Annotated in this window: 21 protein-coding genes; 9 read left to right on the forward strand and 12 right to left on the reverse strand. The window is 66.0% G+C overall.

The annotated features are described in order from the left end of the window. The first annotated feature begins 9 nt into the window (after positions 1–9). Positions 10–387, forward strand: coding sequence for a MerR family transcriptional regulator (locus AC4D6D_RS17445; protein ID WP_491328757.1), 378 nt, complete (start codon positions 10–12; stop codon positions 385–387). Positions 388–392: 5 nt separating this feature from the next. Continuing rightward, the gene (locus AC4D6D_RS17450) at positions 393–1,256 is read left to right on the forward strand and encodes an acyl-CoA thioesterase (RefSeq protein ID WP_491328328.1); all 864 of its coding nucleotides are present in this window, start codon (positions 393–395) and stop codon (positions 1,254–1,256) included. Positions 1,257–1,259: 3 nt separating this feature from the next. On the opposite strand, the gene AC4D6D_RS17455 is transcribed toward AC4D6D_RS17450, so the two are convergent. Continuing rightward, positions 1,260–1,646, reverse strand: a complete 387-nt coding sequence (locus AC4D6D_RS17455; protein ID WP_491328758.1) for a cupin domain-containing protein — start codon at positions 1,644–1,646, stop codon at positions 1,260–1,262. 434 nt (positions 1,647–2,080) lie between these two features. Here AC4D6D_RS17455 and AC4D6D_RS17460 point away from each other — a divergent pair, with 434 nt between their 5' ends. Genes AC4D6D_RS17460 through AC4D6D_RS17470 form a run of 3 tightly spaced genes read left to right on the forward strand, consistent with a single transcriptional unit; the run spans position 2,081 to position 7,690 of the window. Next, a complete protein-coding gene (locus AC4D6D_RS17460) occupies positions 2,081–4,954 on the forward strand; it encodes a TonB-dependent receptor (RefSeq protein WP_491328329.1) in 2,874 nt (957 codons plus the stop codon). Between the two features lie 58 nt (positions 4,955–5,012). Beyond that, positions 5,013–6,014, forward strand: coding sequence for an alpha/beta hydrolase (locus AC4D6D_RS17465; protein ID WP_491328330.1), 1,002 nt, complete (start codon positions 5,013–5,015; stop codon positions 6,012–6,014). A gap of 32 nt (positions 6,015–6,046) precedes the next feature. Further along, positions 6,047–7,690, forward strand: a complete 1,644-nt coding sequence (locus tag AC4D6D_RS17470) for a family 43 glycosylhydrolase (protein ID WP_491328331.1) — start codon at positions 6,047–6,049, stop codon at positions 7,688–7,690. Between the two features lie 173 nt (positions 7,691–7,863). Here the strand turns inward: AC4D6D_RS17470 and AC4D6D_RS17475 are convergent, their stop codons facing one another. The 6 genes from AC4D6D_RS17475 to ykgO form a co-directional block, all read right to left on the reverse strand. Beyond that, positions 7,864–8,613, reverse strand: a complete 750-nt coding sequence (locus AC4D6D_RS17475) for a proteasome-type protease (protein ID WP_491328332.1) — start codon at positions 8,611–8,613, stop codon at positions 7,864–7,866. Positions 8,614–8,674: 61 nt separating this feature from the next. Next, positions 8,675–9,541, reverse strand: coding sequence for a transglutaminase family protein (locus AC4D6D_RS17480; RefSeq protein ID WP_491328333.1), 867 nt, complete (start codon positions 9,539–9,541; stop codon positions 8,675–8,677). 14 nt (positions 9,542–9,555) lie between these two features. After that, the gene (locus AC4D6D_RS17485) at positions 9,556–10,503 is read right to left on the reverse strand and encodes an alpha-E domain-containing protein (protein ID WP_491328334.1); all 948 of its coding nucleotides are present in this window, start codon (positions 10,501–10,503) and stop codon (positions 9,556–9,558) included. Between the two features lie 10 nt (positions 10,504–10,513). Continuing rightward, positions 10,514–11,950 carry a circularly permuted type 2 ATP-grasp protein gene (locus tag AC4D6D_RS17490; RefSeq protein WP_491328335.1) on the reverse strand — a complete coding sequence of 479 codons (1,437 nt, stop codon included), beginning with the start codon at positions 11,948–11,950 and terminating at the stop codon, positions 10,514–10,516. Between the two features lie 182 nt (positions 11,951–12,132). Continuing rightward, positions 12,133–12,762, reverse strand: coding sequence for an HAD family hydrolase (locus AC4D6D_RS17495; protein WP_491328336.1), 630 nt, complete (start codon positions 12,760–12,762; stop codon positions 12,133–12,135). Between the two features lie 97 nt (positions 12,763–12,859). Next, positions 12,860–12,985 (reverse strand): type B 50S ribosomal protein L36, encoded by a 126-nt coding sequence (gene ykgO, locus AC4D6D_RS17500; protein WP_004210176.1) that lies wholly within the window; start codon positions 12,983–12,985, stop codon positions 12,860–12,862. Between the two features lie 233 nt (positions 12,986–13,218). Here ykgO and AC4D6D_RS17505 point away from each other — a divergent pair, with 233 nt between their 5' ends. The 3 genes from AC4D6D_RS17505 to AC4D6D_RS17515 all read left to right on the forward strand — a co-directional run bounded on the left by AC4D6D_RS17505 (position 13,219) and on the right by AC4D6D_RS17515 (position 15,814). Then, positions 13,219–13,971 (forward strand): DUF4136 domain-containing protein, encoded by a 753-nt coding sequence (locus AC4D6D_RS17505; protein ID WP_491328337.1) that lies wholly within the window; start codon positions 13,219–13,221, stop codon positions 13,969–13,971. Positions 13,972–14,036: 65 nt separating this feature from the next. Continuing rightward, a complete protein-coding gene (locus tag AC4D6D_RS17510) occupies positions 14,037–14,660 on the forward strand; it encodes a DUF4136 domain-containing protein (protein WP_491328338.1) in 624 nt (207 codons plus the stop codon). Then, positions 14,657–15,814, forward strand: coding sequence for a M14 family metallopeptidase (locus AC4D6D_RS17515; protein WP_491328339.1), 1,158 nt, complete (start codon positions 14,657–14,659; stop codon positions 15,812–15,814). Before AC4D6D_RS17510 ends, AC4D6D_RS17515 begins: the two co-directional genes overlap by 4 nt. A 193-nt stretch (positions 15,815–16,007) precedes the next feature. Here the strand turns inward: AC4D6D_RS17515 and AC4D6D_RS17520 are convergent, their stop codons facing one another. From AC4D6D_RS17520 to AC4D6D_RS17540, 5 genes are all read right to left on the reverse strand, one after another. Continuing rightward, on the reverse strand, positions 16,008–16,640 hold the full coding sequence (locus AC4D6D_RS17520) for an RBBP9/YdeN family alpha/beta hydrolase (protein ID WP_491328340.1): 633 nt from the start codon (positions 16,638–16,640) through the stop codon (positions 16,008–16,010). Between the two features lie 179 nt (positions 16,641–16,819). Then, on the reverse strand, positions 16,820–17,269 hold the full coding sequence (locus AC4D6D_RS17525) for a cytidine deaminase (RefSeq protein ID WP_491328341.1): 450 nt from the start codon (positions 17,267–17,269) through the stop codon (positions 16,820–16,822). Next, entirely contained in the window at positions 17,266–17,994 is a 729-nt protein-coding gene (locus AC4D6D_RS17530; RefSeq protein WP_491328342.1) for a glycoside hydrolase family 25 protein, read from the reverse strand. Before AC4D6D_RS17530 ends, AC4D6D_RS17525 begins: the two co-directional genes overlap by 4 nt. A gap of 13 nt (positions 17,995–18,007) precedes the next feature. Then, the gene (locus tag AC4D6D_RS17535; RefSeq protein ID WP_491328343.1) at positions 18,008–18,490 is read right to left on the reverse strand and encodes a UPF0262 family protein; all 483 of its coding nucleotides are present in this window, start codon (positions 18,488–18,490) and stop codon (positions 18,008–18,010) included. Between the two features lie 96 nt (positions 18,491–18,586). Further along, the gene (locus tag AC4D6D_RS17540; RefSeq protein ID WP_491328344.1) at positions 18,587–19,660 is read right to left on the reverse strand and encodes a sensor histidine kinase; all 1,074 of its coding nucleotides are present in this window, start codon (positions 19,658–19,660) and stop codon (positions 18,587–18,589) included. 157 nt (positions 19,661–19,817) lie between these two features. Here AC4D6D_RS17540 and AC4D6D_RS17545 point away from each other — a divergent pair, with 157 nt between their 5' ends. Further along, positions 19,818–21,050, forward strand: a complete 1,233-nt coding sequence (locus tag AC4D6D_RS17545; protein WP_491328345.1) for an aminotransferase — start codon at positions 19,818–19,820, stop codon at positions 21,048–21,050. Positions 21,051–21,099: the final 49 nt, after the last annotated feature.

Genomic DNA, 21,099 nt, shown 5'->3' on the forward strand with positions numbered 1-21,099 from the left:
GGCGGCGACATGCTCGGCATTCAGGAAGCCGCCACCGAGCTTGGCGTGACGATGCGCACCTTGCGCTTCTACGAGGACAAGGGCCTGATCGCACCGCAGCGGGTAGGCACCACGCGCATCTATTCGAAGCGCGAAATGGGCCGGATGCAGCTGATCCTGCGCGGCAAGCGGCTTGGTTTCTCGATCCGCGAGATCAAGGAATTCCTCGACCTCTACGACGTCGATCCCGAGCACCACGGACAGGTCCGCGCGCTGCTGGTCAAAGTCACCGACCGCATCGACGAACTGCGCCAGCAGAAGGCCGCGATCGAGCAGACCCTCGAGGAACTGCTCTCCATCGAACGCCAGTCGCTCGACTGGCTTCAAGGCTCCCCCGACGGAAAATGATGCCGATGACCGAACCCGCCCAACTCGCCGTGGAAGAACTCCGCAAGCTTCTCACCGTCGAGGAGATCGACACCGGGATATTCCGCGGCGCGGCTTCGGCCGAACAGCCCGGCCGCGTCTATGGCGGGCAAGTCGTGGCCCAGGCGCTCGACGCCGCCGCGCGCGGGATCGATCCTGCGCGCCAGGCCCACTCGCTCCATGCCTACTTCCTGCGTGCGGGCGATTCCGGACGCCCGATCATCTACCGCGTCCTGCCCGATTTCGACGGCGGCAGCTTCTCCAACCGCCGCGTCGTCGCCATGCAGGGCGGCCAGCCGATCCTGAACCTCGCCGCCTCGTTCCACCGGCAGGAGGAGGGCCTGTCCCACGCCGTGGCGATGCCGCCGGTGCCCGCGCCGGAACAATGCCCGGATTTCCGCGAGGCGCTTGCCGCCGCTGGTCAGAGGTTGCCGCCGTTCCTGTTGGACCGCCTCGCCTCGTTCGACATCCGGCCCTGCCCACCGGTACGCGGCGGCGACTTGCCCCAGCGCCACCAGTGGTTCCGCCTCGCCCAGCCGTTCAGCGACGATCCGGTGATGCAGCGCGTGATCCTCGCCTATGCCAGCGACTTCGCGCTCGTTTCCACCGCGCTGATGCCGCACGGCCTCGGCTTCTTTTCGCCGGGCGTCTCCGGGGCCAGCCTCGACCATGCGCTCTGGTTCCACCAAACTCCCCCGATCGACGACTGGCTGCTCTATTCGATGGACAGCCCCTGGGCGGGGCACGCCCGCGGCTTCGCGCGCGGCGCGATCTACACGCGCGGCGGCGAACTGGTGGCGAGCGTGGCACAGGAAGGCCTGCTGCGGGTCAAGCCGCAAGGCCGGGAATGACGCCTATCGCCCCGCTCCCGGAGGGTTTGGGTAGGAAATGATCAGCGAAAGCGGTTCCTCGCCTCGCTGCCAGATGCCGACCACCGCCCCGTTGTAAAGATAGGCCGTCATGCCCGGCCGCAATGCCGCGCGCTTGCCGTCCGACACCACTTCGCCCTCTCCCGAGAGCACGTAGTAGACTTCGTCGTGCGCGATCGGATGCTCGCCGATCGCCGCGCCCTTGTGGAGCACGCGGCGGCGGAACTCCATCGCGCGCGGCGCCGGGGCCGCATCGGAAATGCGATAGGCCGTGCTCATGCCGATGGCGCCGTGCGGCGGCGCTTCCTCGCGCACGGTATCCTTCTCGTCGATCACGGCCATTGCTGGGGCCGGGGCGGAAGCGGTTGCCATCAGCAGGATCGCCGCGATCACGGCTGTTCCCTCCGTATGATTCGCTGGCACCGTGCCCACGCTGCCTTTGCGCGGGGGATTTCCCTTGCGGCGCGAACAGGCGGAAAATCGGCAGGAACGGCCAAGGTCGGGCGAGGATTCAGGCCCTCGATGGTCATTGCGCTCTCCCCTTCGTACTGGTTCTTGACAGGGTGGCATCCCTGCGGCAAACATGATGACACCGGTTACCAAAACCGACAACAAAGAACTGACGATTGTGCGACCTCAATGGCGCCGGTCTAGCGACAAGCGCCACAAGGCGCGAAGAAAGGCGCCCTGAAGGCGTCGGGAGCAGGTGTCGAAGAAAGGGAGCACTACATGTGCAACCACTCATGACACCGGTATCAATTGGCTAAAAAGGCCATGAGGGCCAAAAGGCTCAAGGGGGAGTGATCATGCAAGGGCATGTTTCCAGGATTTCGATACTGAAGGCCGCTCTGGTCGCGGGCAGCGCGCTGGCGCTGCCGCACGCCGCCTTCGCACAGGATGCGACGGACGCGCAGCAGGCCACCGTTTCAGAAGGCCCGGCGGCCGAGGAAATCATCGTCACCGGCTTCCGCAAGTCGCTGGAAGCCGCGCTCAACGTGAAGCGCGAATCGATCAGCGCGGTCGATGCCGTCGTTGCCGAGGACATGGCCAAGTTCCCCGACCAGAACCTGGCGGAATCGCTCCAGCGCATTCCCGGCATCTCGATCCAGCGTGACGGCGGCGAAGGCCGCGCGATCACCGTGCGCGGTCTGGGCGCCCAGTTCACCCGCGTCCGCGTGAACGGCCTCGAAACCATCGCCACCAGCTCCGACGGCGCCAGCGCCAACCGCGACCGCGCCTTCGACTTCAACGTCTTCGCTTCTGAGCTGTTCAGCAGCCTCGTCGTCCACAAGACCGCCGAAGCCAGCCTCGACGAAGGCTCGCTGGGCGCCGTGGTCGATCTCAACACCGGCAATCCGCTGACGGGCAAGGCGGGTCTTTCCGCCGTGCTCAACGTGCAGGGTTCCTACAACGACCTGTCGAAGAACGTCGGCCCGCGCGTGGCCGGGCTGCTGTCCTGGCGCAACGATGCCGGTACGTTCGGCGTCAATCTCTCCGCCGCCTATTCGCACACCGATACGCTGGAGACCGGCAACAACACCGTCCGCTGGGCGCAGGCCTACTTCAATTCGGTGAACGGCACGCCCTGCTTCTATTCGAACGTCGGCCCGACCGGCGGCACCCCGGTCAATTCCGGCGGCGGCTACCGCCCCTCGGCAGCCTGCGACGCGGCCGCGCTCTCGTTCCACGCGCGCATCCCGCGCTACGGCGTGGTCAAGCACGACCGCCGCCGCCTCGGCCTGACCGGATCGATCCAGTTCGAACCGAGCGACCGCACCAAGCTCTCGATCGACGGCCTCTATTCCTCGTTCAAGGAAGACCGCGCCGAACAGTGGCTGGAAGTGCTCGCCCGCTCGAACGAGCGCCGCTTCAACCTCACGAACCCGGTCTACGACGACAAGGGCACGATGATCGCGGGCACTTACGACAATGCCTGGGTCCGCACCGAAAGCTACTTGCGCAAGTCCGAGACCGAATTCTACCAGTTCGGCGCGACCTGGGACCAGGACGTCACCGACACCTTCCGCTTCACCGCGCTGGGCGGCTTCTCGCAGTCGAACGCCGACATCCCGGTGGAAACGACCTTCGCCTACGACAACCGCAACGCCAACGACTTCAGCTTCGACTATTCGGACATGAAATCGCCGATCCTGAACTACGGGCTGGACGTGACCAACCCGGCGAACTTCCAGCTCGCCGAAATCCGCGACCGTCCCTCCTACGTGAAGAACCGGTTCAAGACCGCGCAGCTGCGCACCGAATGGGACATGGCGGAAGGCTTCACCGTCAAGGCAGGCGCGGTCTGGCGTCGCTACGACTTCCGCACCCAACTGTTCCAGCGCGACACCGCCGCCTGCGCGACCAACGGCCAGCGCGACCTGATCCTGGGCCAGGTGACCTGCTCGGCCAACGTCTACGGCCTGCCGGTGACGTCGGACATCTCCAGCCTGATCGACCTGGGCGACGCCGGACAGCCCAGCGGCACCACCAGTTCGTGGCTCGTGGCGGATATCGACAAGGCGGCGAAATACACCAACCTCTACGCCCGCACCGCCGTCGAGGATCTTGGCAACAACCGCCGCGTGCGCGAGGAAACCTCCGGCGGCTACCTCCAGTTCGACGTCAAGGGCGAGATCCTCGGCCTCGAATTCGCGGGCAACGCGGGCGTTCGCTACGCCCACACCAAGCAGACCTCGACCGGCTACACCGCAGGCGTCGCCGCGACGGTGGAGCGCAGCTACGACGACTGGCTCCCGGCGATGAACATCGCCTTCTATCCGCGCCATGACGTGATCGTGCGCGGTGCGATCGCCAAGGTGATCACCCGCCCCTCGCTGGGCAACCTCAACCCCGGCGGCTCGGTCGACGGCTTCAACTACCGCGTGACCTTCGGCAACCCGTTCCTCGATCCCTACCGCGCGACCAATTTCGACGCCTCGGTCGAATGGTACTTCGCCCCGCAGGCGCTGCTTTCGGTGGCGGGCTTCATCAAGAAGATCGAGAGTTTCCCGGTCGCCGGTACTTACGTCGCCACCCTGCCGCAGCTCGGCCTCGGCCGCGACGTGCTGGGCACCAGCACCCCTGCCTACCTAAACTACGACCCCAACCAGGAATACGTCGTTTCCTCGCAGGTCAACGGCAAGGGCGCGACCCTCAAGGGCGTGGAACTGGCGCTGCAACTGCCCTTCACTTTCCTGCCCGGCCCGCTCAGCCACACCGGCTTCCAGGGCAACGCCACCTTCATCGACAGCAGCGCGGACTACCAGATCACCGGCCCGGCGGTCTCGGCCTGCACCCGCAACCCGACGACCAATGCCTGCGGCCTCACCGGCGTCTCGGCGATCTACAACAACACCCTGCTCGGCGTGTCGGAGAAGGCCTGGAACGCCACGCTCTATTATGACGACGGCAAGTTCAGCATTCGCGGCTCGGTCAGCTATCGCGGCCCGTTCAGCGATGCCACCAGCGCCACCGGCAATATCTTCGAGGGTTACGGCTCCTACACCAGCGTCGATGCGGCGATCCGCTACAAGGCGACGGAGTGGCTGGAACTCTCGATCGACGGCAACAACCTGACCGACGCCTATCGCTACCGCACCAACGACATCTACGCGCAGCGCAACTACGAGAACAACCACTTCGGGCGCACCATTCTGTTCGGGGCACGCGCAAAGTATTGACGCGGCGCCGATAAATCGGCCGAATAGCCGGAACTGAAATAACGAAGAGGAAGCCGCCATGACCATCGACCGCAGATCGTTCATGGCGGCTTCCCTTGTTTCCGGGCTGCTATCCAGCGAAGCGCTTGCCCAGACCGCTCCGCCTTTCGATGCGGAAAAGGCATCGCCCGCAGGCCTGCCGGAACCGACGGAGACAATCGACCTCTGGCCGAAAGGCGCGCCGGGCCTGCCCGCCAAGCCCCCGGTCGAGACCGTCACCGAACGCTCCACCACCGCACAGGTCAACGACCGCTCCGTCACCGGCACCACCCGCCCGCGCCTGGTCGTGTTCCGGCCCGACCGGCCCAACGGCGCCGCCGTGCTCATCACGCCGGGCGGCGGCTACCGCCTCGTCGTGATCGACAAGGAGGGCTACGAGATGGCCCGCTGGCTGACCACACGCGGCTTCACCGCCTTAGTGCTGTTCTACCGCCTGCCCGGCGAGGGCTGGGCAAATCGACAAGACGTGCCGCTGGCCGACGCCCAGCGCGCCATGCGCCTGATCCGCCACCGCGCGAAGGACTATGGCATCCAGCCCGAGCGCGTCGCCGCCATGGGCTTTTCGGCGGGCGGCCATGTCTGCGCCAGCCTCTCCACCCGCTTCTCAGCAAAAGTCTACGAACCCATCGACGCGGCGGACAAGCTCTCCGCCCGCCCGTTCTGCGCGGCACCGATCTATCCGGTGGTCTCGATGGACCCCGCCATCGCCCACGCCGGATCTCGCGACCTGCTGCTCGGCCCCGCGCCCACGGCGGAACAGGAAGAGGCCCATTCGCCCGACCGCACCGTCCCCAAGGACGCACCGCCGTATTTCCTGCTCCACGCCGAGGACGATCCCGTCGTCCCGGTAGACAACACCCTGCGCCTGCGCGCCGCGCTGAAAGCACAGGGCGTGCCGGTGGAAACCCACCTTTTCGCGCAAGGCGGCCACGGCTTCGGCCTGCGCGGCACGATCGGCAAACCCGTGGAGGCATGGCCCGAACTCTGGCGCGCCTGGGCGCGCTCGGTCGGGCTTGGCTGATCGAACTGGGCTGAAAGGACACGAGAGACAGGATGACTTTCGACAGACGCGATGCACTCAGGACCGCCCTGCTGGGCGGCATCGGCCTTGCGGCACCTGCTCTCGCAGGGGGAGAAGCTGCCGCAAGGGAGCCGGGGACGGGGAACCCTCCTCCACCCCCCGCCCCGGCTCCCGCCCGCCACTGGCGGCGCGGTTTCGACGGGCAGCGCATTTCCGATCTCGGGAACGGGACGATGCTCAATCCGGTGCTCTCCGGTGACCGGCCCGATCCCGCGATCCTCAAGGACGGCGAGGACTATTACCTCACCTTCTCCAGCTTCGATTCCTATCCCGGCCTCACCATCTGGCACAGCCGCGACCTGGTGAACTGGCAGCCGCGCAAACCGGCGCTCACCCGCAATATCGGTTCGGTCTGGGCGGTCAGCCTCGAAAAGCACAAGGGCCGCTACTTCCTCTATATCCCGGTCAAGGCCGAGCCCAACGAGATCTACGTGATCTGGGCCGATCACATCGACGGCCCGTGGAGCGATCCGAAGCCGCTCGGCCTCCACGACCATATCGACCCCTGCCACGCGGTGGGCGAAGACGGCTCGCGCTGGCTGTTCCTCTCGGGCGGAGACCGCGTGCGCCTCTCCGACGACGGCCTCTCGCTGGCGGGCAAGGTCGAGCACGTCTACGACCCGTGGCGCTATCCGGACGACTGGGATGTCGAGGGCTTCTCGCCCGAGGGCCCCAAGATCCACCGCCACGGCCAGTGGTTCTACATGCTCACCGCCGTCGGCGGCACTGCCGGTCCGCCGACCGGCCACATGGTGATTGCCGCCCGCGCCCGCTCGATCCACGGGCCGTGGGAACAGCACCCCGGCAACCCGCTGGTGCGCACCGAAGACCAGTCCGAAGCCTGGTGGTCGCGCGGCCACGCCTCGCTGGTCGAGGGGCCGGACAAGCGCTGGTACACGCTCTACCACGGCTTCGAGAACGGCTACTGGACGCTCGGCCGCCAATGCCTGCTCGATACCATCGAGTGGACCGACGACGGCTGGTTCCACATGACCGGCGGCGACCTCTCGCAGCCGCTGCCCGTGCCGAAAGTGCCCAAACCCGTGCCGCACGGCATGCCGCTGTCGGACGACTTCGCCGCACCGCTGGCGCTGGGCTCCAAGTGGTCGTTCTTCCGCCCCGCCCCGGACGAAGCCGCCCGCCTGCGCGTGGCCGACGGCGCGCTTCACTTCGCAGGTAAAGGCCTCGCCCCGTCGAGCGGATCGCCGCTGCTGCTGATCGCGGGGGACACCAGCTACCAGTTCGAATGCGACATCGAGCTGGCGCCGGGCGGCACCGCCGGCCTCGTGCTGTTCTACGACGACAAACTCTACGCAGGCCTCGGCTTCGACGAGACCCGCTTCGTCACCCACCAATACGGCATCGAACGCGGCCGCCCCGCCAATCCGCACGGCCGCCGCATGAAGATGCGCCTGACCAACCGCCGCCACATCGTCGCTTTCCATACCTCGGGAGACGGCGGGAAGACGTGGAAACGCTTCGACCGGGGCATGGAAGTCTCCGGCTACCACCACAACGTGCGCGGCGGCTTCCTGATGCTGCGCCCCGGCCTCTACGCCGCCGGGCCGGGTGAGGCGACGTTCCGCGATTTTCGGTTCACGGCGTTGGAAGATTGATTTGAAGAACAAGGAATAAGCAGGGGCCATCGCCCCTGCACCCCATTACTGTCGATGTCGCGCCCCTTGCGTCGGGAGACTGAATGGCTGCGCCGCAGGGAGCGCACTACGGATAGGCGGCCCGCGACGCGGACATTCCGAGGGTCCGGGGGATCATCCCCCGGAACTTCCCCTTACTTCGAACTCTTCATCTTATAATCCGGCAAGGCATCCAGAGCCTTCCGCAAAGCCTCACCCCAGCCTTCCGAAACCGACTGGAAGTAGGGATCTCCCGCCTCGATCCGCCGTTCGTGGAGCGGTGTGAAGCGATCCTGCTCCAGCACCAGCAGATCGAGCGGCAGGCCGACAGAGAGGTTCGCCTTCACCGTCGAATCGAACGAGACGCAGAGCAGTTTCACCGCTTCCTCGAAGGTCATGTCCGGGTCGTAGCCGCGGATCAGGATCGGGCGGCCGTATTTGGTCTCCCCGATCTGGAAGAAGGGCGTGTCGAAGCTGGCTTCGATGAAGTTGCCTTCGGGGTAGATCAGGAACAGGCGCGGTTCCATGCCCTTGATCTGGCCGGCGACGATCATCGAGGCGCTGAAGGTGCCGGAGGCGGCGCTCTGGCCGTTGTCGCTCGCACGTTCGCTGATGATGTCCTGGAGCAGGTTGCCGACCAGTGTGGCCACCTGGAACATCGTCGGCGCTTCCAGCAGGGTGTTGTGCCGGTCGGCGGGGGCCTTGTTGCGTTCCTCGAGCTGGCTGACGACCGCCTGGGTGGTGGCGAGGTTGCCTGCCGTCATCAGGGTGATGATGCGTTCTCCGGGGATTTCCCAGTGGTACATCTTCCGGAAGGTCGAGATATTGTCGACGCCCGAATTGGTGCGGGTGTCGCTCATCAGCACGAGCCCGCGATCCAGCATCATGCCCACGCAATAGGTCATGGAACCTGTAACCCCTGAAATCCTTACACCCCGCGCGACCTTCTGCGGGGCTGCGGCCTGTTCAGCCGCCTTGCATCTGTTGCTGTCCGCCGCCTGCGGACTGCTGCTGTTGCTGCTGTCCTAGCAGGTTCTCGTCCACGGACAAATGCACGTCCAGCCGGGTTTCCCCCGCGCCTGTCGAAATGCCGGTTATCGGTGCGGCTTCCGCATAGTCGCAGCCGCTGGCGACCCGGATGTAGCGCTCGTCGGGGCAGATCGCGTTGGAGACGTCGAAACCGACCCAGCCGAGGCCCGCGACATGCGCCTCCGCCCAGCCGTGCCCGGCTTCCTGCTCCACCCGGTCGTTCATGCGCAGGTAGCCGCCGACATAGCGCATCGGGATATCGAGCAGGCGCCCGGCGCTGATGAAGATATGGGCATGGTCCTGGCAGACGCCCTGCCCCGCCTCCAGCGCCTGCTCCGCCGTGGTGCCCACATGGGTCGTGCCGGGGGCATATGCGACATGGGCGGCCACTGCGTCGGACAAGGCATGGAGGAAGCCCAGCGTGTCCGAACGATCGGCATCGACCGAAGCCAACAGCGCGCGCACGCGGTGCTCCGCGCGGGTCAGCGGGGTCTGGCGCAGGAAGCACCACAGCGGGGTGTGCCCGGAATGCGCGCCGGTTATGCCGTTGTTGTCCATCGTGCGCACCGTGCCTGTGCAGGTGACGGTGACTTCGCTGGTGCCCGGCTCGATCGAGACGAGCGCCGTGTGGTTATGGTGCTGGTCGTCGTATTCCGCTTCGTGACGGGCGCCGGTCAGGTCCATGCGCCAGTCCAGCACGTTCTGCCCATGGGTGGTCTTTGGCCGCAGCCGCAGCCGCTGCAAACCGTGCGCGACCGGCGCGGCGAAGGCGTAGCGGGTGGTATGGGTGACGGTTAGCAGCATGGAAAAGCCGTCCTCTATTCGATGAAGCGGTAATCGGCGGCGATGGCATTGCCGAGGCTGCTGGTCTTGCCGAGGAAGTCCTGCAGGAATTCATGCAGGCCCATGTCGAAGATCGCCTCGATCGAGGTTTCGTGCAGGGCCTTGCCGGTGGCGCGCAGGAGGTCGTGCGCGGGTGTCTCGCCGCCATATTGCTTGGCGAGACCGGCCATGTTGCTGCGGAGCTTGTCGTAGCAGAATACCAGGCTGCGCGGAAACTGCCCGTCGAGGATCAGGAACTTCGCGATCCCGCGCGACTCCAGCGCCCCGGCATTGAGCCAGGAATAGGCCCGGTTTCCCGCGACCGAACGCAGCAGCGTATCCCATTGCACATTGTCGAGGCTGGACCCGACCCAGGCGGCCGAGGGCAGCAACACGTAGTACTTCACGTCGAGGATGCGCGCCGTGCTGTCGGCCCGCTCGATGAAGGTGCCGATGCGGGCGAAGTTGAACACTTCGTTGCGCAGCATCGTGCCTTCCAGCGCGCCGCGCACCAGCGTTCCGGTGCGGCGGATCGTGGTGAGCACCTCACCCAGACTGGTTTCCCGCACCGGACGCGCGAGCAGGTCGCGCAAGTGCATCCAGCCTTCGTTGGTGGTTTCCCAGACCGCATTGGTCAGGCTGTTGCGCACCATGCGGGCATTGGTCCGCGCATTCTCCACCATGGACAGGACGGAACCGGGATTGTCCCTGTCGCGCAGGAGGAAATTGAACACCTGCGGCCCGGTGAACTCGCCATGCGTACGGCAATAATCGCCCACCTGGCCGGTGGTGGTCAGGACCGACTTCCATTCCTCGTCCTGCGAATGCTTGTTCCCCCGCGTCAGGGCGAGGTGGAACCCCACGTCGATCAGCCGCGCGGTATTCTCCGCGCGTTCGAGGTAGCGGCTCATCCAGTATACGCCGTTGGCGGCCCGTCCCAGCATCAGCGCGCCCTCATTCGTCCAACACCCAGGAATCCTTGGTGCCGCCCCCCTGCGACGAATTCACCACCAGCGATCCTTTCTTGAGCGCCACGCGGGTCAGCCCGCCGGGCGTGATGTCGATGCCTTCGGGCGAGACCAGCACGAAAGGCCGCAAGTCCACATGGCGCGGCGCGAGGCCTTCCTTGGTGAAGATCGGCACCGTGGAGAGCGAGAGCGTGGGCTGGGCGATGTAGTTGTCCGGCCGCGCCCGCAGCTTGGCCTCGAAATCGGCCAGTTCCCTCTTCGAGGACGTCGGCCCGATCAGCATGCCGTAGCCGCCCGAGCCGTGGACTTCCTTCACTACCAGTTCCGACAGGTTGTCGAGCACATAGGCCAGCGCGTCCGGCTCCGAGCAGCGCCAGGTCGGCACGTTGGAGAGGATCGGCTTCTCGCCCGTGTAGAACTCGACGATCTCGGGCATGTAGCTGTAGATCGCCTTGTCGTCGGCGATGCCGGTGCCCGGCGCATTGGCGATGGTCACGCCGCCCGACCGGTAGACGTCCATGATCCCCGCCACCCCCAGCACCGAATCGGGCTGGAAGCTGAGCGGATCGAGATAGTCGTCGTCGACCCGGCGATAGATCACGTCGATGGCCTTGAAGCCGGTGGTCGTGCGCATGGCGACGCGGCCGTCGACCACGCGCAGATCGCTGCCTTCCACCAGTTCCGCGCCCATCTGGTCGGCCAGGAAGGCATGTTCGAAATAGGCCGAATTGTAGATGCCCGGCGTCAGCACCGCCACGGTAGGGCGTCCCGATCCCTTGAACGCGGGCGGCGCGCAGGCCCGCAGCGAGCGGGCGAGACGGCGCGGATAGTCGGAGACCGGACGCACCGGAATCCGGGTGAACAGCTCCGGGAACATCGCCATCATCGTCTCGCGGTTCTCGAGCATGTACGAGACGCCGGACGGGGTGCGGGCATTGTCCTCCAGCACCATGAATTCCTCCGGCCCGGTGCGGACGAGGTCGATGCCGACGATATGGGTATAGACGCCGCCGGGCGGGGTCATGCCGATCATCTGGCTGAGAAAGGCCTGGTTATCGCGCAGCGCGCTGATCGGCAGGCGGCCCGAACGGATGATCTCCTGCCGGTGATAGAGATCCTGGAGGAAGGCGTTCAGCGCCCGCACCCGCTGTTCGATGCCCCGCGTCAGCTTGCGCCATTCGCGCGCTGTGATGATCCGGGGGATCATGTCGAAGGGGATCAGACGCTCTTCGGCGGCATCGTCCCCATAGACGTTGAAGGTGATGCCGATGCGGCGGAAGAAACGCTCGGCCTCGGCGTCCTGCCGTTTCAGCCAGCCCTTGTCCTGCGAGTCGTACCAATTCCTGAAATCTGCATAGGCAGGCCTCACCGACCCGTCCTCGTGGAGCATTTCGTCGTAACTGGTTCTGCCCGCAGCCGTCATTGTGACTCCCGTTTGTCCATGTGATGCAACATGGAATCGGACTTGCCAAGCGGCTACGCTGCAACTGCGAAAGAAAAATTCCTGCGCGGATCGGCGGAAATCGGACCGATTTGGTCGAGTGTCGCGCGATTCAAGCAATCACTTGCAAGCAGGCGCTTGCTGCGAATGCTAAGTGCGGTTGGCTAATCGAGCAGCCCCCGAGCGCTCAGATCGGCTCGCAGGGCATCCGCGCCGTGGAAGTGATGCACCTGCCAGCCGAGACCGCGGGCGGAGGCGATGTTCGCCGCATTGTCGTCGATGAACAGCATTGCCTGCGGGGCATGGCCGAAGCGACGCGCGGCAAGGTCGAAGATGCGGGCATCGGGCTTGGCCAGCTTCTCGTCGCCGGAGACGACGATGTCGCCGAACAGGTCGAACAGCGGTTCGGTGGCGCGATATTCCCGCCAGAACGGGCTGGCGAAGTTGGTTATCGCGAAGAGCGGCATGCCGCTCGCCGCAAGCGCACGCACGATCTCATGACTGCCGGGCACATTGCCGGGAATCGTTTCGAGGAAGCGCGTGGCGTAGGCATCGATCAGCGCGTCGTTGCCGGGAAACTCGGCCTTCCGTTCGGCAACCAATTCCGCGAGATCGCGGCCGGCGTCATGCTGGAAGTGCCACTCTTCGGTGACGACGGTCGAGCAGAACCAGTCGAGCCGCTCCGCTTCCGGAATCAGCTTGGCGAAGAGCAGCCGCATGTCCCATTCGACGAGGACGCGTCCCACGTCGAAGACGACAGCATCCACCGGATGATTTGCGTGAACAGCAGACATGACAAGACCCCCGCGAATGGCGGGGGCCTTATGTCATCAGACGTAATCGCCCGTCCGCCTTGTTATCCCCGCCGGATAGCGGGGACAGGCAGACGAATCAGCCCTGGCGGGCCTTGAAGCGACGGTTGGTCTTGTTGATGACGTAGGTACGGCCGCGACGGCGGATCACGCGGTTGTCCCGGTGACGACCCTTGAGCGACTTCAGGCTGTTGCGAATCTTCATGTCTTGTCTCGTCTGCGTGGTCCGGCGGTGGGCCCGGAAGGGCTGGCCGCCTGAAAATTGAAGTGGCGCCGTTACGGGTCACGGCTTGCAAAGTCAAGCACAAGAGGCCATTTCTCGTGGCCTGACCCGTGCTTTTCCCGTTCATCCACGGGCAATCGCAGCGGCTCATAACGCAGGTTCGGGTGCGACCCAACTGATTCTTCTGACAATCGATTCTTCGGACCCGGAACACCATGAAAACGCTCAAAGCTGCGATTCTCGCCACCGGCATCACCGGGGCCCTCCTCGTCGCACCCGCTCTCGAAGCCCGTCCCGGCTGGGGTTCGCCCTGGGGCGGCGGTTATGGCGGCTGGGGCAATTCCTGGGACGATCCGCTGATGGGCGGCCCGATCGGTTCGCCGATTTCCTCGCGCAATCGCACGCAGGATTCGCGCGAGGGCCGAGTCGAAGTCAGCCGATTCGTGGCGCAGGGTCCCGAAGCAGCAGAACTCGGCAAGGGCATCGTCGCGGTCCAGTCCGATTCGGGTGAAGGCCAGTGGGTGCCCGGCGCCGAGCGCGCCGCCTACGAAGCCGCCATCGTCGAGGCGCTGGTCGGCGCCGGCTACGACACCCAGCACAAGGACGACAAGGGCGGCCAGGTTGCCGAACTCAAGATCAGCCGCCAGGTCCTCACCCCTGCCGAGGAAAAGCGCAATCCGGTCAGCGGCACCGCCGCTATGGGCGTCAGCAACCGCGGCTCGGCCTACGGCCTGGCAGTGAACGTCGATCTCACCAAGCCCCGCACCGCCCTGATCGGCACCCGCCTCGACACGCGGATCGTCGACAAGGTCAGCGGCAAGGTGCTGTGGGAAGGTTACGCCACGATCGCCACGCGCGAAGGCGACGACAAGTGGCCCGACTACCGCATCGCCGGAAAGCTGGCCTCGGCGCTGTTCGACGGCTTCCCCAAGGCCGATCCGGTCGGTCTGGAAGCGGCCCAGAACTGAGAGGTTCTGGCGGGCGGGCGCAATAAGGTCTACCGTGCAGAGACTTGCCTTCCGGAGAGCCTGAAATGACCCGCCCCTTCATGGCCGGAACGGCCCGATCGATCTTCCTCGCCCTCGGCGGCGCGCTGGCCCTCGCGGGCTGCGCTGCGCAAGTCGGACCTGTCGAAGTGACCCGCTTCAGCGCCCCGGATGCCCCGACCTTAGGGCGCGGGGTGATCCGCATCGATCCCGCCAAGCCGCAGGACGCCTCCAGTCTGGAATTCCGCACGTACGCCGCCGCCGTCGCGCAGGAACTGGCAAAGGTCGGCTACCGACAGGCGCTTCCCGGTGAGACCGTGCGCGATACGCAAGTCGCGGTGCTGTCTATCGACCGCCAGGTCTACCAGCCCGGACGGGAGCGCAGCCCGGTCTCGGTCGGCGTGGGCGGCAGCACCGGCAGCTACGGCTCCGGGCTTGGCCTGGGCCTCGGGATCAACCTCGCGGGCAAGCCGCAGGACCAGATCGAGACCCGCATGCAGGTCATGATCAAGGAGCGCCCCGAAGGCCGCACGATCTGGGAAGGCCGCGCCGCCTTCACCGTCGGCTCGAAATCGCCGATGGCGCAGACCTCGCTCGGCGCCGCAAAAATGGCCGAAGCGCTGTTCAAGGGCTTCCCCGGCAAGTCGGGCGAAACTATCACCGTGAAATGACCAGCATCCAGATTTCCTCCGCTTTCGATTCCGGCAACATCGAAGTCCTCTCCGCCGAAGGCACCACGGCCCGCCTCGCGATCCGGCGCGACCACGAGTCGGACTTCTTCCAGTGGTTCCACTTCCGCGTCAGCGCCGCCCCCGGCCAGTCCATCGCCGGGCAGGAACTGACCCTGAAGATCACCGGCCTCAACGGTTCGGCCTACCCGATGGGCTGGCCCGGCTATCGCGCCTGCGCCTCGGAAGACCGCCAGTTCTGGGGCCGCACCGACACCACCTGGGACGGCGGCAAGGACGGCGGCACGCTCACCATCCGCCACACCCCCGAAGGCGAACTGGCCTGGTTCGCCTATTTCGCGCCCTACTCGATGGAGCGGCACCACGACCTCGTCTCCTCGCTCGCCGGGCTTGAGGATGTGGAATACCGCCTGCTCGGCATCACGCTCGACGGCCGCCCGCTCGATTGCCTGTCGATCGGCGACGGCGAGGCGCAAGTCTGGCTCTACGCCCGCCAGCACCCCGGCGAATCGATGGCCGAATGGTGGATGGAAGGCGCGCTCGAAGTGCTGGCCGATCCCGCCGATTCGGTCGGCCGCGAACTGCGCAAGCGCTGCACCTTCCACGTCGTGCCCAACCTGAACCCGGACGGCTCGGCCCGCGGACACCTGCGCACCAATGCGGCAGGCGTGAACCTCAATCGCGAATGGGCCGCGCCCAGCGCCGAAAAGTCACCCGAAGTGCTCGCCATCCTCGCGGCCATGGACGAGACCGGCGTGGACTTCGCGATGGACATCCACGGCGACGAAGCCATCCCCGCCGTGTTCATGGCCGGGTTCGAAGGCATCCCCTCGCTCACGGCCGAGCAGAAGCAGGGCTACGATCGCTACACCGCGATCCTCGACCGCCGCACGCCGGACTTCCAGACCAAACTCGGCTACGGCCTCTCGCAGCCGGGCAAGGGCAACCTGTCGATGTCCACCAACCAGCTGGCCGAACGCTTCGGCGCGGTGTCGATGACGCTGGAAATGCCCTTCAAGGACCACGACGACGCCGCCGACCCGCGCCAGGGCTGGAGCCCGGAGCGTTCGGCGCAGCTTGGCAAGGATTGCATGGGGGCCTTGCTGGAGTGGTTTGTCGAGCGAGAGAAGAAGTAAGTTAAGGGAAAATGCAGGGGTTATTACCCCTGCACCCCGTTACTGTCAGCGTCGTTCGCTACCGAACCGTTGGCGCGCCCCTTGCGTCGGAAGACATTAATGGCTGCGCCGCAAGGAGCGCACGAGGGATCGGTAGCGCGCAACGACGACATTCCGAGGGTCCGGGGGATCATCCCCCGGGTCTTCTCTTTTCTTAAATCCCCGCCCACTGCCTTAAAGCCTGCCGCACGGCCAAATTCTCATCATAACTCCACGCCGGAGCCACCGAAGCCGCGGGCACTTCGCCCAGCAGGTCCTGGAGCATCATCCAGCCCCCGGCCCAGTCTCCGCGCGTATCGTCGCAGACCGGGGACGAGCCCCAGTCCTTGGCGAGCCGGATCATCGAGCGCTGCTGCGACGCGGGCGCGTCGAGGTCCCCCACCATGAACGACATGAACGGCAGCGTTTGGCGCGGGCAGGCGCCGAAGCGGGAGAGGCGGCGGTCGGCGCCGGGGAGGTCCATGTTCGGCGGGTTGACGACGATGGCGCCGAGCACCGGGTTTTCCGGCCCCACGCCTTCGAACTCGACCCACCAGGCCAGCGCCAGCGCAGCGATATCGTCGGTGACGATCACCACCGGGCGGTCGGCGCGGCGGATGGCGAGGTTGAGCTTGTTGACCCAGGTATTGCGGTGCGGTTCGTCCCAGAGGCCGAGTTCCAGCACGCGGCAATGCTCGCTCCACCCGGCCCAGCGGTTCATCCAATGCCCCTCGGTGAGCGGCGCACCGGGGACGAGGAGGATCAGCGGCAGATGGTCCTGTGCACGGGGATAACGGTAGTGTGTCATGGGGTGCTCCAACGCTGTTGGGGGAACCGCCGGTCGACTCTGTCTACGTCCCGACTATGCGCACCATAACTCAACTGTTTAAGTTGACAATATGATTCCGACGAACCGATGCCTTGCCGCGTCGCTCCGAACGGCGGAAACGACGCGGGTTTGGGCAGGCTGCGGATTACCTTCGTTTTTTACAGGAGGTTCGCCGGTCCGAAGGCGTGGGGCAGCAGCTCCGACAGGCGCGCTTCCAGCACGCCCTCGGCGCCGTCGCACCAGACGACCGGGTCGGAGCCGCCGATCTGCGCGATCTCGTTGAGGATCTGACGGCAGCGTCCGCAGGGAGTGACGGTATCGCCCTGCCCCGCCGCGCCCGGCGCGCCGCCGGTCACGGCGACGGCTTCCAGCTTGCCGTTCTGCTCGCGGAAAGTGCCCGAGGAGAGGATGCCGGAGACCGCGACGGTCTCGGCGCAGAGCGAGAGGCCGTAGCTGGCGTTCTCGACATTGGCGCCGGTGACGACCGAGCCGTCCGCCAGCAGCAGCGCGGCGCCGACGTGGAACTTCGAATAGGGCGCATAGGCGCGCGTGGCGGCCTCGCGGGCGGCGGCGATCAGGGCGTCGCGCTGCTGGGTGCTGAAAGTCATGGCTGCACCACTACCCAGCGCAGGCCCCCTTGCGCAATCTCGCTCGCAAGCGATTGGTTGGCCGTCCACAGCGACCAGGGGCGGCCGCCGTAGTCGGGCAGCAGGCGGTCGCGCACCAGCCAGAGGTTGCGGTCCAGCTTGGCGGCGATGCGATAGCGCTGCTCGAAGGCCCGGCCGACCTTGAGGATCACCGGCTTTCCGGCGTGGGTCTCGATCTGGTTGATGAAGGTCATCAACTCGCTTTCGACTTTGGCGTCGGAGACGTTTGTCGGGCAGCCGTCGGCCAGGATGTCGAGATCGATCGCAGGCGGCAGCAGGGCCGCGTCGCGCGGAACGGTGGTGACGAAGTTGGCCGACTGCATGTCCGCAGGCTGGCAGGGATCGTAGCGGTGGACGGCGCCCACTTGCAGGCCTGCCGCCTTCGCCGCCACGAAGTTCGCGACGAAGCGCGGATCGCGGGCAAAGGCGCTGACGCTCGCGCTGGCATCGATATAGGCGAAATCGACGCCCACGGCCTTGAGCGACTTCCAGTTCACCTCGCCGTCGGCCGCGCCGATCTCCACGCCCTGCATCGGGTAGATCGCGCGCTCGGGCGTCCAGTGGCGCAAGTACCACCAGCCCCAGGCGCCTGCCAGCATCGCCAGAAGCAGCAGCACGGCGGCGATTCGCCAGAGGATGCGCGCGCGCGCCTTTGCTGCCGAGCCTTTCCCGGAACTGCGTGCCATTCGAAAAGCCCCCTCAGCCGCGAATGTGCAGGACGCAGATCAGCGTGAACAGCCTGCGTGCGGTGGGGTGATCTGTCTCGACTTTGCCGTCGAGCCGTTCGAGGAGGAGTTCCGCCGCCTGATCGTGAATGCCGCGACGAGCCATGTCGATCGTCTCGATCTCCTGCGCGGAGGCCTTGCGAATCGCCTGGTAGTAGCTCTCGCAGACGGCGAAATATTCCCGCACCGGCCTGCGGAACCGCGCGAGGCCCAGCACCATCGTCTCCAGCGCCTGCCCCTCCTCGTCGCCGAGGTCGAGCGAGAGACGACCGTCGCGGACCGAAAGCTTCAGGCGATAAGGCCCCTCGTGCCCGGCCTCGAAGGCGCGAACCGGCTTGAAGACATTGTCCTCGATAAGGTCGAAGATGGCGATGCGCCGTTCCTGCTCGATATCGGCGTTGCGCCACAGGATGGTCGCGTCGTCCAGTTCGATATGGGAGATGCGCGGATCGGACATGTTCCCTTGCCCTTTACGCGCTCGCAGCATGGGGTCGCAAGGGAGAGTCTTCGCGAAAATCCGGTAAAAGCCCGATTTTCGGTGTCCACTGCCGCGCTATTGCGATCCGGCAACACGGCATGGCGGCAGGTGCAAACGCATGCGGGCACCGCTCCGGCCCGATTCCGCCGGCACGTTCTCCAGCACGAGCTGCGCCTCCAGCTGGCGACTGAGCACGCGGGATATGCGCAGGCCGATCGATTCGGCCCGCTCCGGCTCGAAACCTTGCGGGAGACCGACGCCGTCGTCCTCCACGGTGAGCGCGATGCCATCGCCGTGGCGGCGCACGTCGATGCGGATCAGTCCGCTTTCGCGCGCGGCCAGCCCGTGCTCCAGCGCATTGGCGATCGCCTCGGACAGGATCAGCGCCACCGGCACCGCCGCGTCCGGGCGCAGGACGATGCCCGATTCGACGGCGACATGGCAGGCGATGCTCTCCCGCCCGCCGGACTCCATGACCTGCGCCGACAGATCCTGCACGAAGCGCCCCAGCGGAACGAGCTCCCCGTCCGACTTGTAGAGTCTGCGCTGGATGCGGCCGATGACCTGAAGCCGCCCGGCGGCATTGGCGATGGCGCGACGCGCGATGGGTTCCTCCAGCCCCCTCATCTGGAGCGAGAGCACCGCGCCGATCATCTGGAGATTGTTGCCGACCCTGTGCTGAAGCTCCTGGAACAGCAGTTCGGTACGCTCGGCCAATACGCCGCGCTCTTCCGCCAGCTTGCGCACTTCTTCGCGCGCAAGGTGAAGGCGGGCATTGGCGCGCTGCATCAGATGGACGAGCGCGATATCGACGACGACCACGCCAAGGTAGAACGCCAGCGACACCAGCGTCCGGTAATCGAATGCAAAGCCGAAGCGCGGCGGGATGAACACGTACCATGCGAAAAGCCCGCAGATCAGCGCCGCCACCATGCCGGGGCGCGGCCCGAACAGGAACGACGACAGGATCACCGCCGGAAAGAACGTCAGGTAGGGATAGCCCGGCGGAAAGGCGTCATCGAGCGCCCAGCGTATCCAGAACGCCAGCAGGCACAGCAATACCGTAGCGCCGTACCTCACCAGCGGACGTTCGGGAATCAGCGGAAACCGTTCGAGGAACCGGGTCTGGAAACGGGTGGATCGGTTCACTTAAGGCAAATCTTTCGCTGCGCGGAGACTGTCGGCATGACCCCGTCAAGGCAAAGACGCGCGATCCGGGCGGCAGTTCCCGGCACGGCGCTCTCATCTTGCCCTCTGGAACGGTTCGTCCAAAGTGGATTCCGACATCGAGAACGAAGGCAATCGAATGAAGACAGCCGGCCGCATCCACCCGGTCTATGCGGACATGGAACGCACCGTGTTCGACCGCATGTCGGCGCTCGCCCGCGAGCACGGCGCGATCAACCTCGGGCAGGGCTTCCCCGACGGCCCGCCGCCGCCCGCCCTGATCGAAGCGGCAAGCCGCGCGCTCCACGAAAGGTCCAGCCAATACCCGCCAGGCGCCGGACTTCCCGAACTGCGCGAGGCGATCTGTGCCTACTATGCCCGGCGGCAGGGAGTGGCGCTCTCGCCCGAGCAGGTAACCGTCACCTCGGGCGCCACCGAGGCGCTGGCCGCTGCCGTCTTCGCCCTGGTGAAGCCGGGCGACGAGGTGATCCTGTTCCAGCCAGCCTACGATGCCTATGCACCGCTCGTCCGCCGCGCGGGCGGCATTCCCGTCTCGATCCCGCTCCTGCCACCGCATTTCCGCTATCCGGCCGAAGTCCTGGCGACGGCGCTGGCCGGGCGCCGCTCCCGGCTCACCCGTTCCGGCCTGCCAAATGCGGATCCGGTGAAGCCGCGCGTACTCATGCTGAACGATCCGCTCAATCCGGCGGGCACGGTTGCCAGCCACGAGGAACTGGCGATGATCGCCCGGACTTGCGTGGAGCACGACCTGATCGCAATCTGCGACGAAGTATGGGAAGACGTGCGCTTCGACGGCATGTCCCACCGCTCGCTCATGAGCTTCCCCGGCATGGCGCAGCGGACGGTGAAGATCGGTTCGGCGGGCAAGATTTTCGGCCTCACCGGCTGGAAGATCGGCTGGATGATCGCAGCGGGCCATCTCGCCACCGCCCTCTCCCGCGCCCACCAGTTCCTGACCTTCTCGACCGCCGTGCCGCTGCAATGGGCCGTCGCCGAAGGCCTCTCGCTGCCGGATACGGTGCTGGACGAACAACGCGCGGAATGGGTCGCTTCCCGCGCGCGCCTGAAGACGGGCTTGACCGAGGCAGGCTACACGGTGCTCCCGAATGCGGCCACATGGTTCCTGACCGTCGATCTCGCAGACTCGGGCCTTGCGCTCAAGGACAGCGCCTTCAGCGAACGCGCCGTGCTGGAGGCCGGGGTTGCGACCGTGCCGGTCTCCGCGCTCTATCAGGGAGATCAGGTGCCCGAGCATCTCGTTCGGTTCTGCTTTACCAAGCCGGATAACGTGCTGGATGAGGCTGTTCGGAGGCTTTCAGAATTCAGAAATAGAATAAGTCCTGGGGGATGATCCCCCAGACCCTCAAAATGTCGACCTTGCGCGCCACCTATCCATAGTG

The sequence above is a fragment of the Novosphingobium sp. BF6 genome (assembly GCF_058273105.1).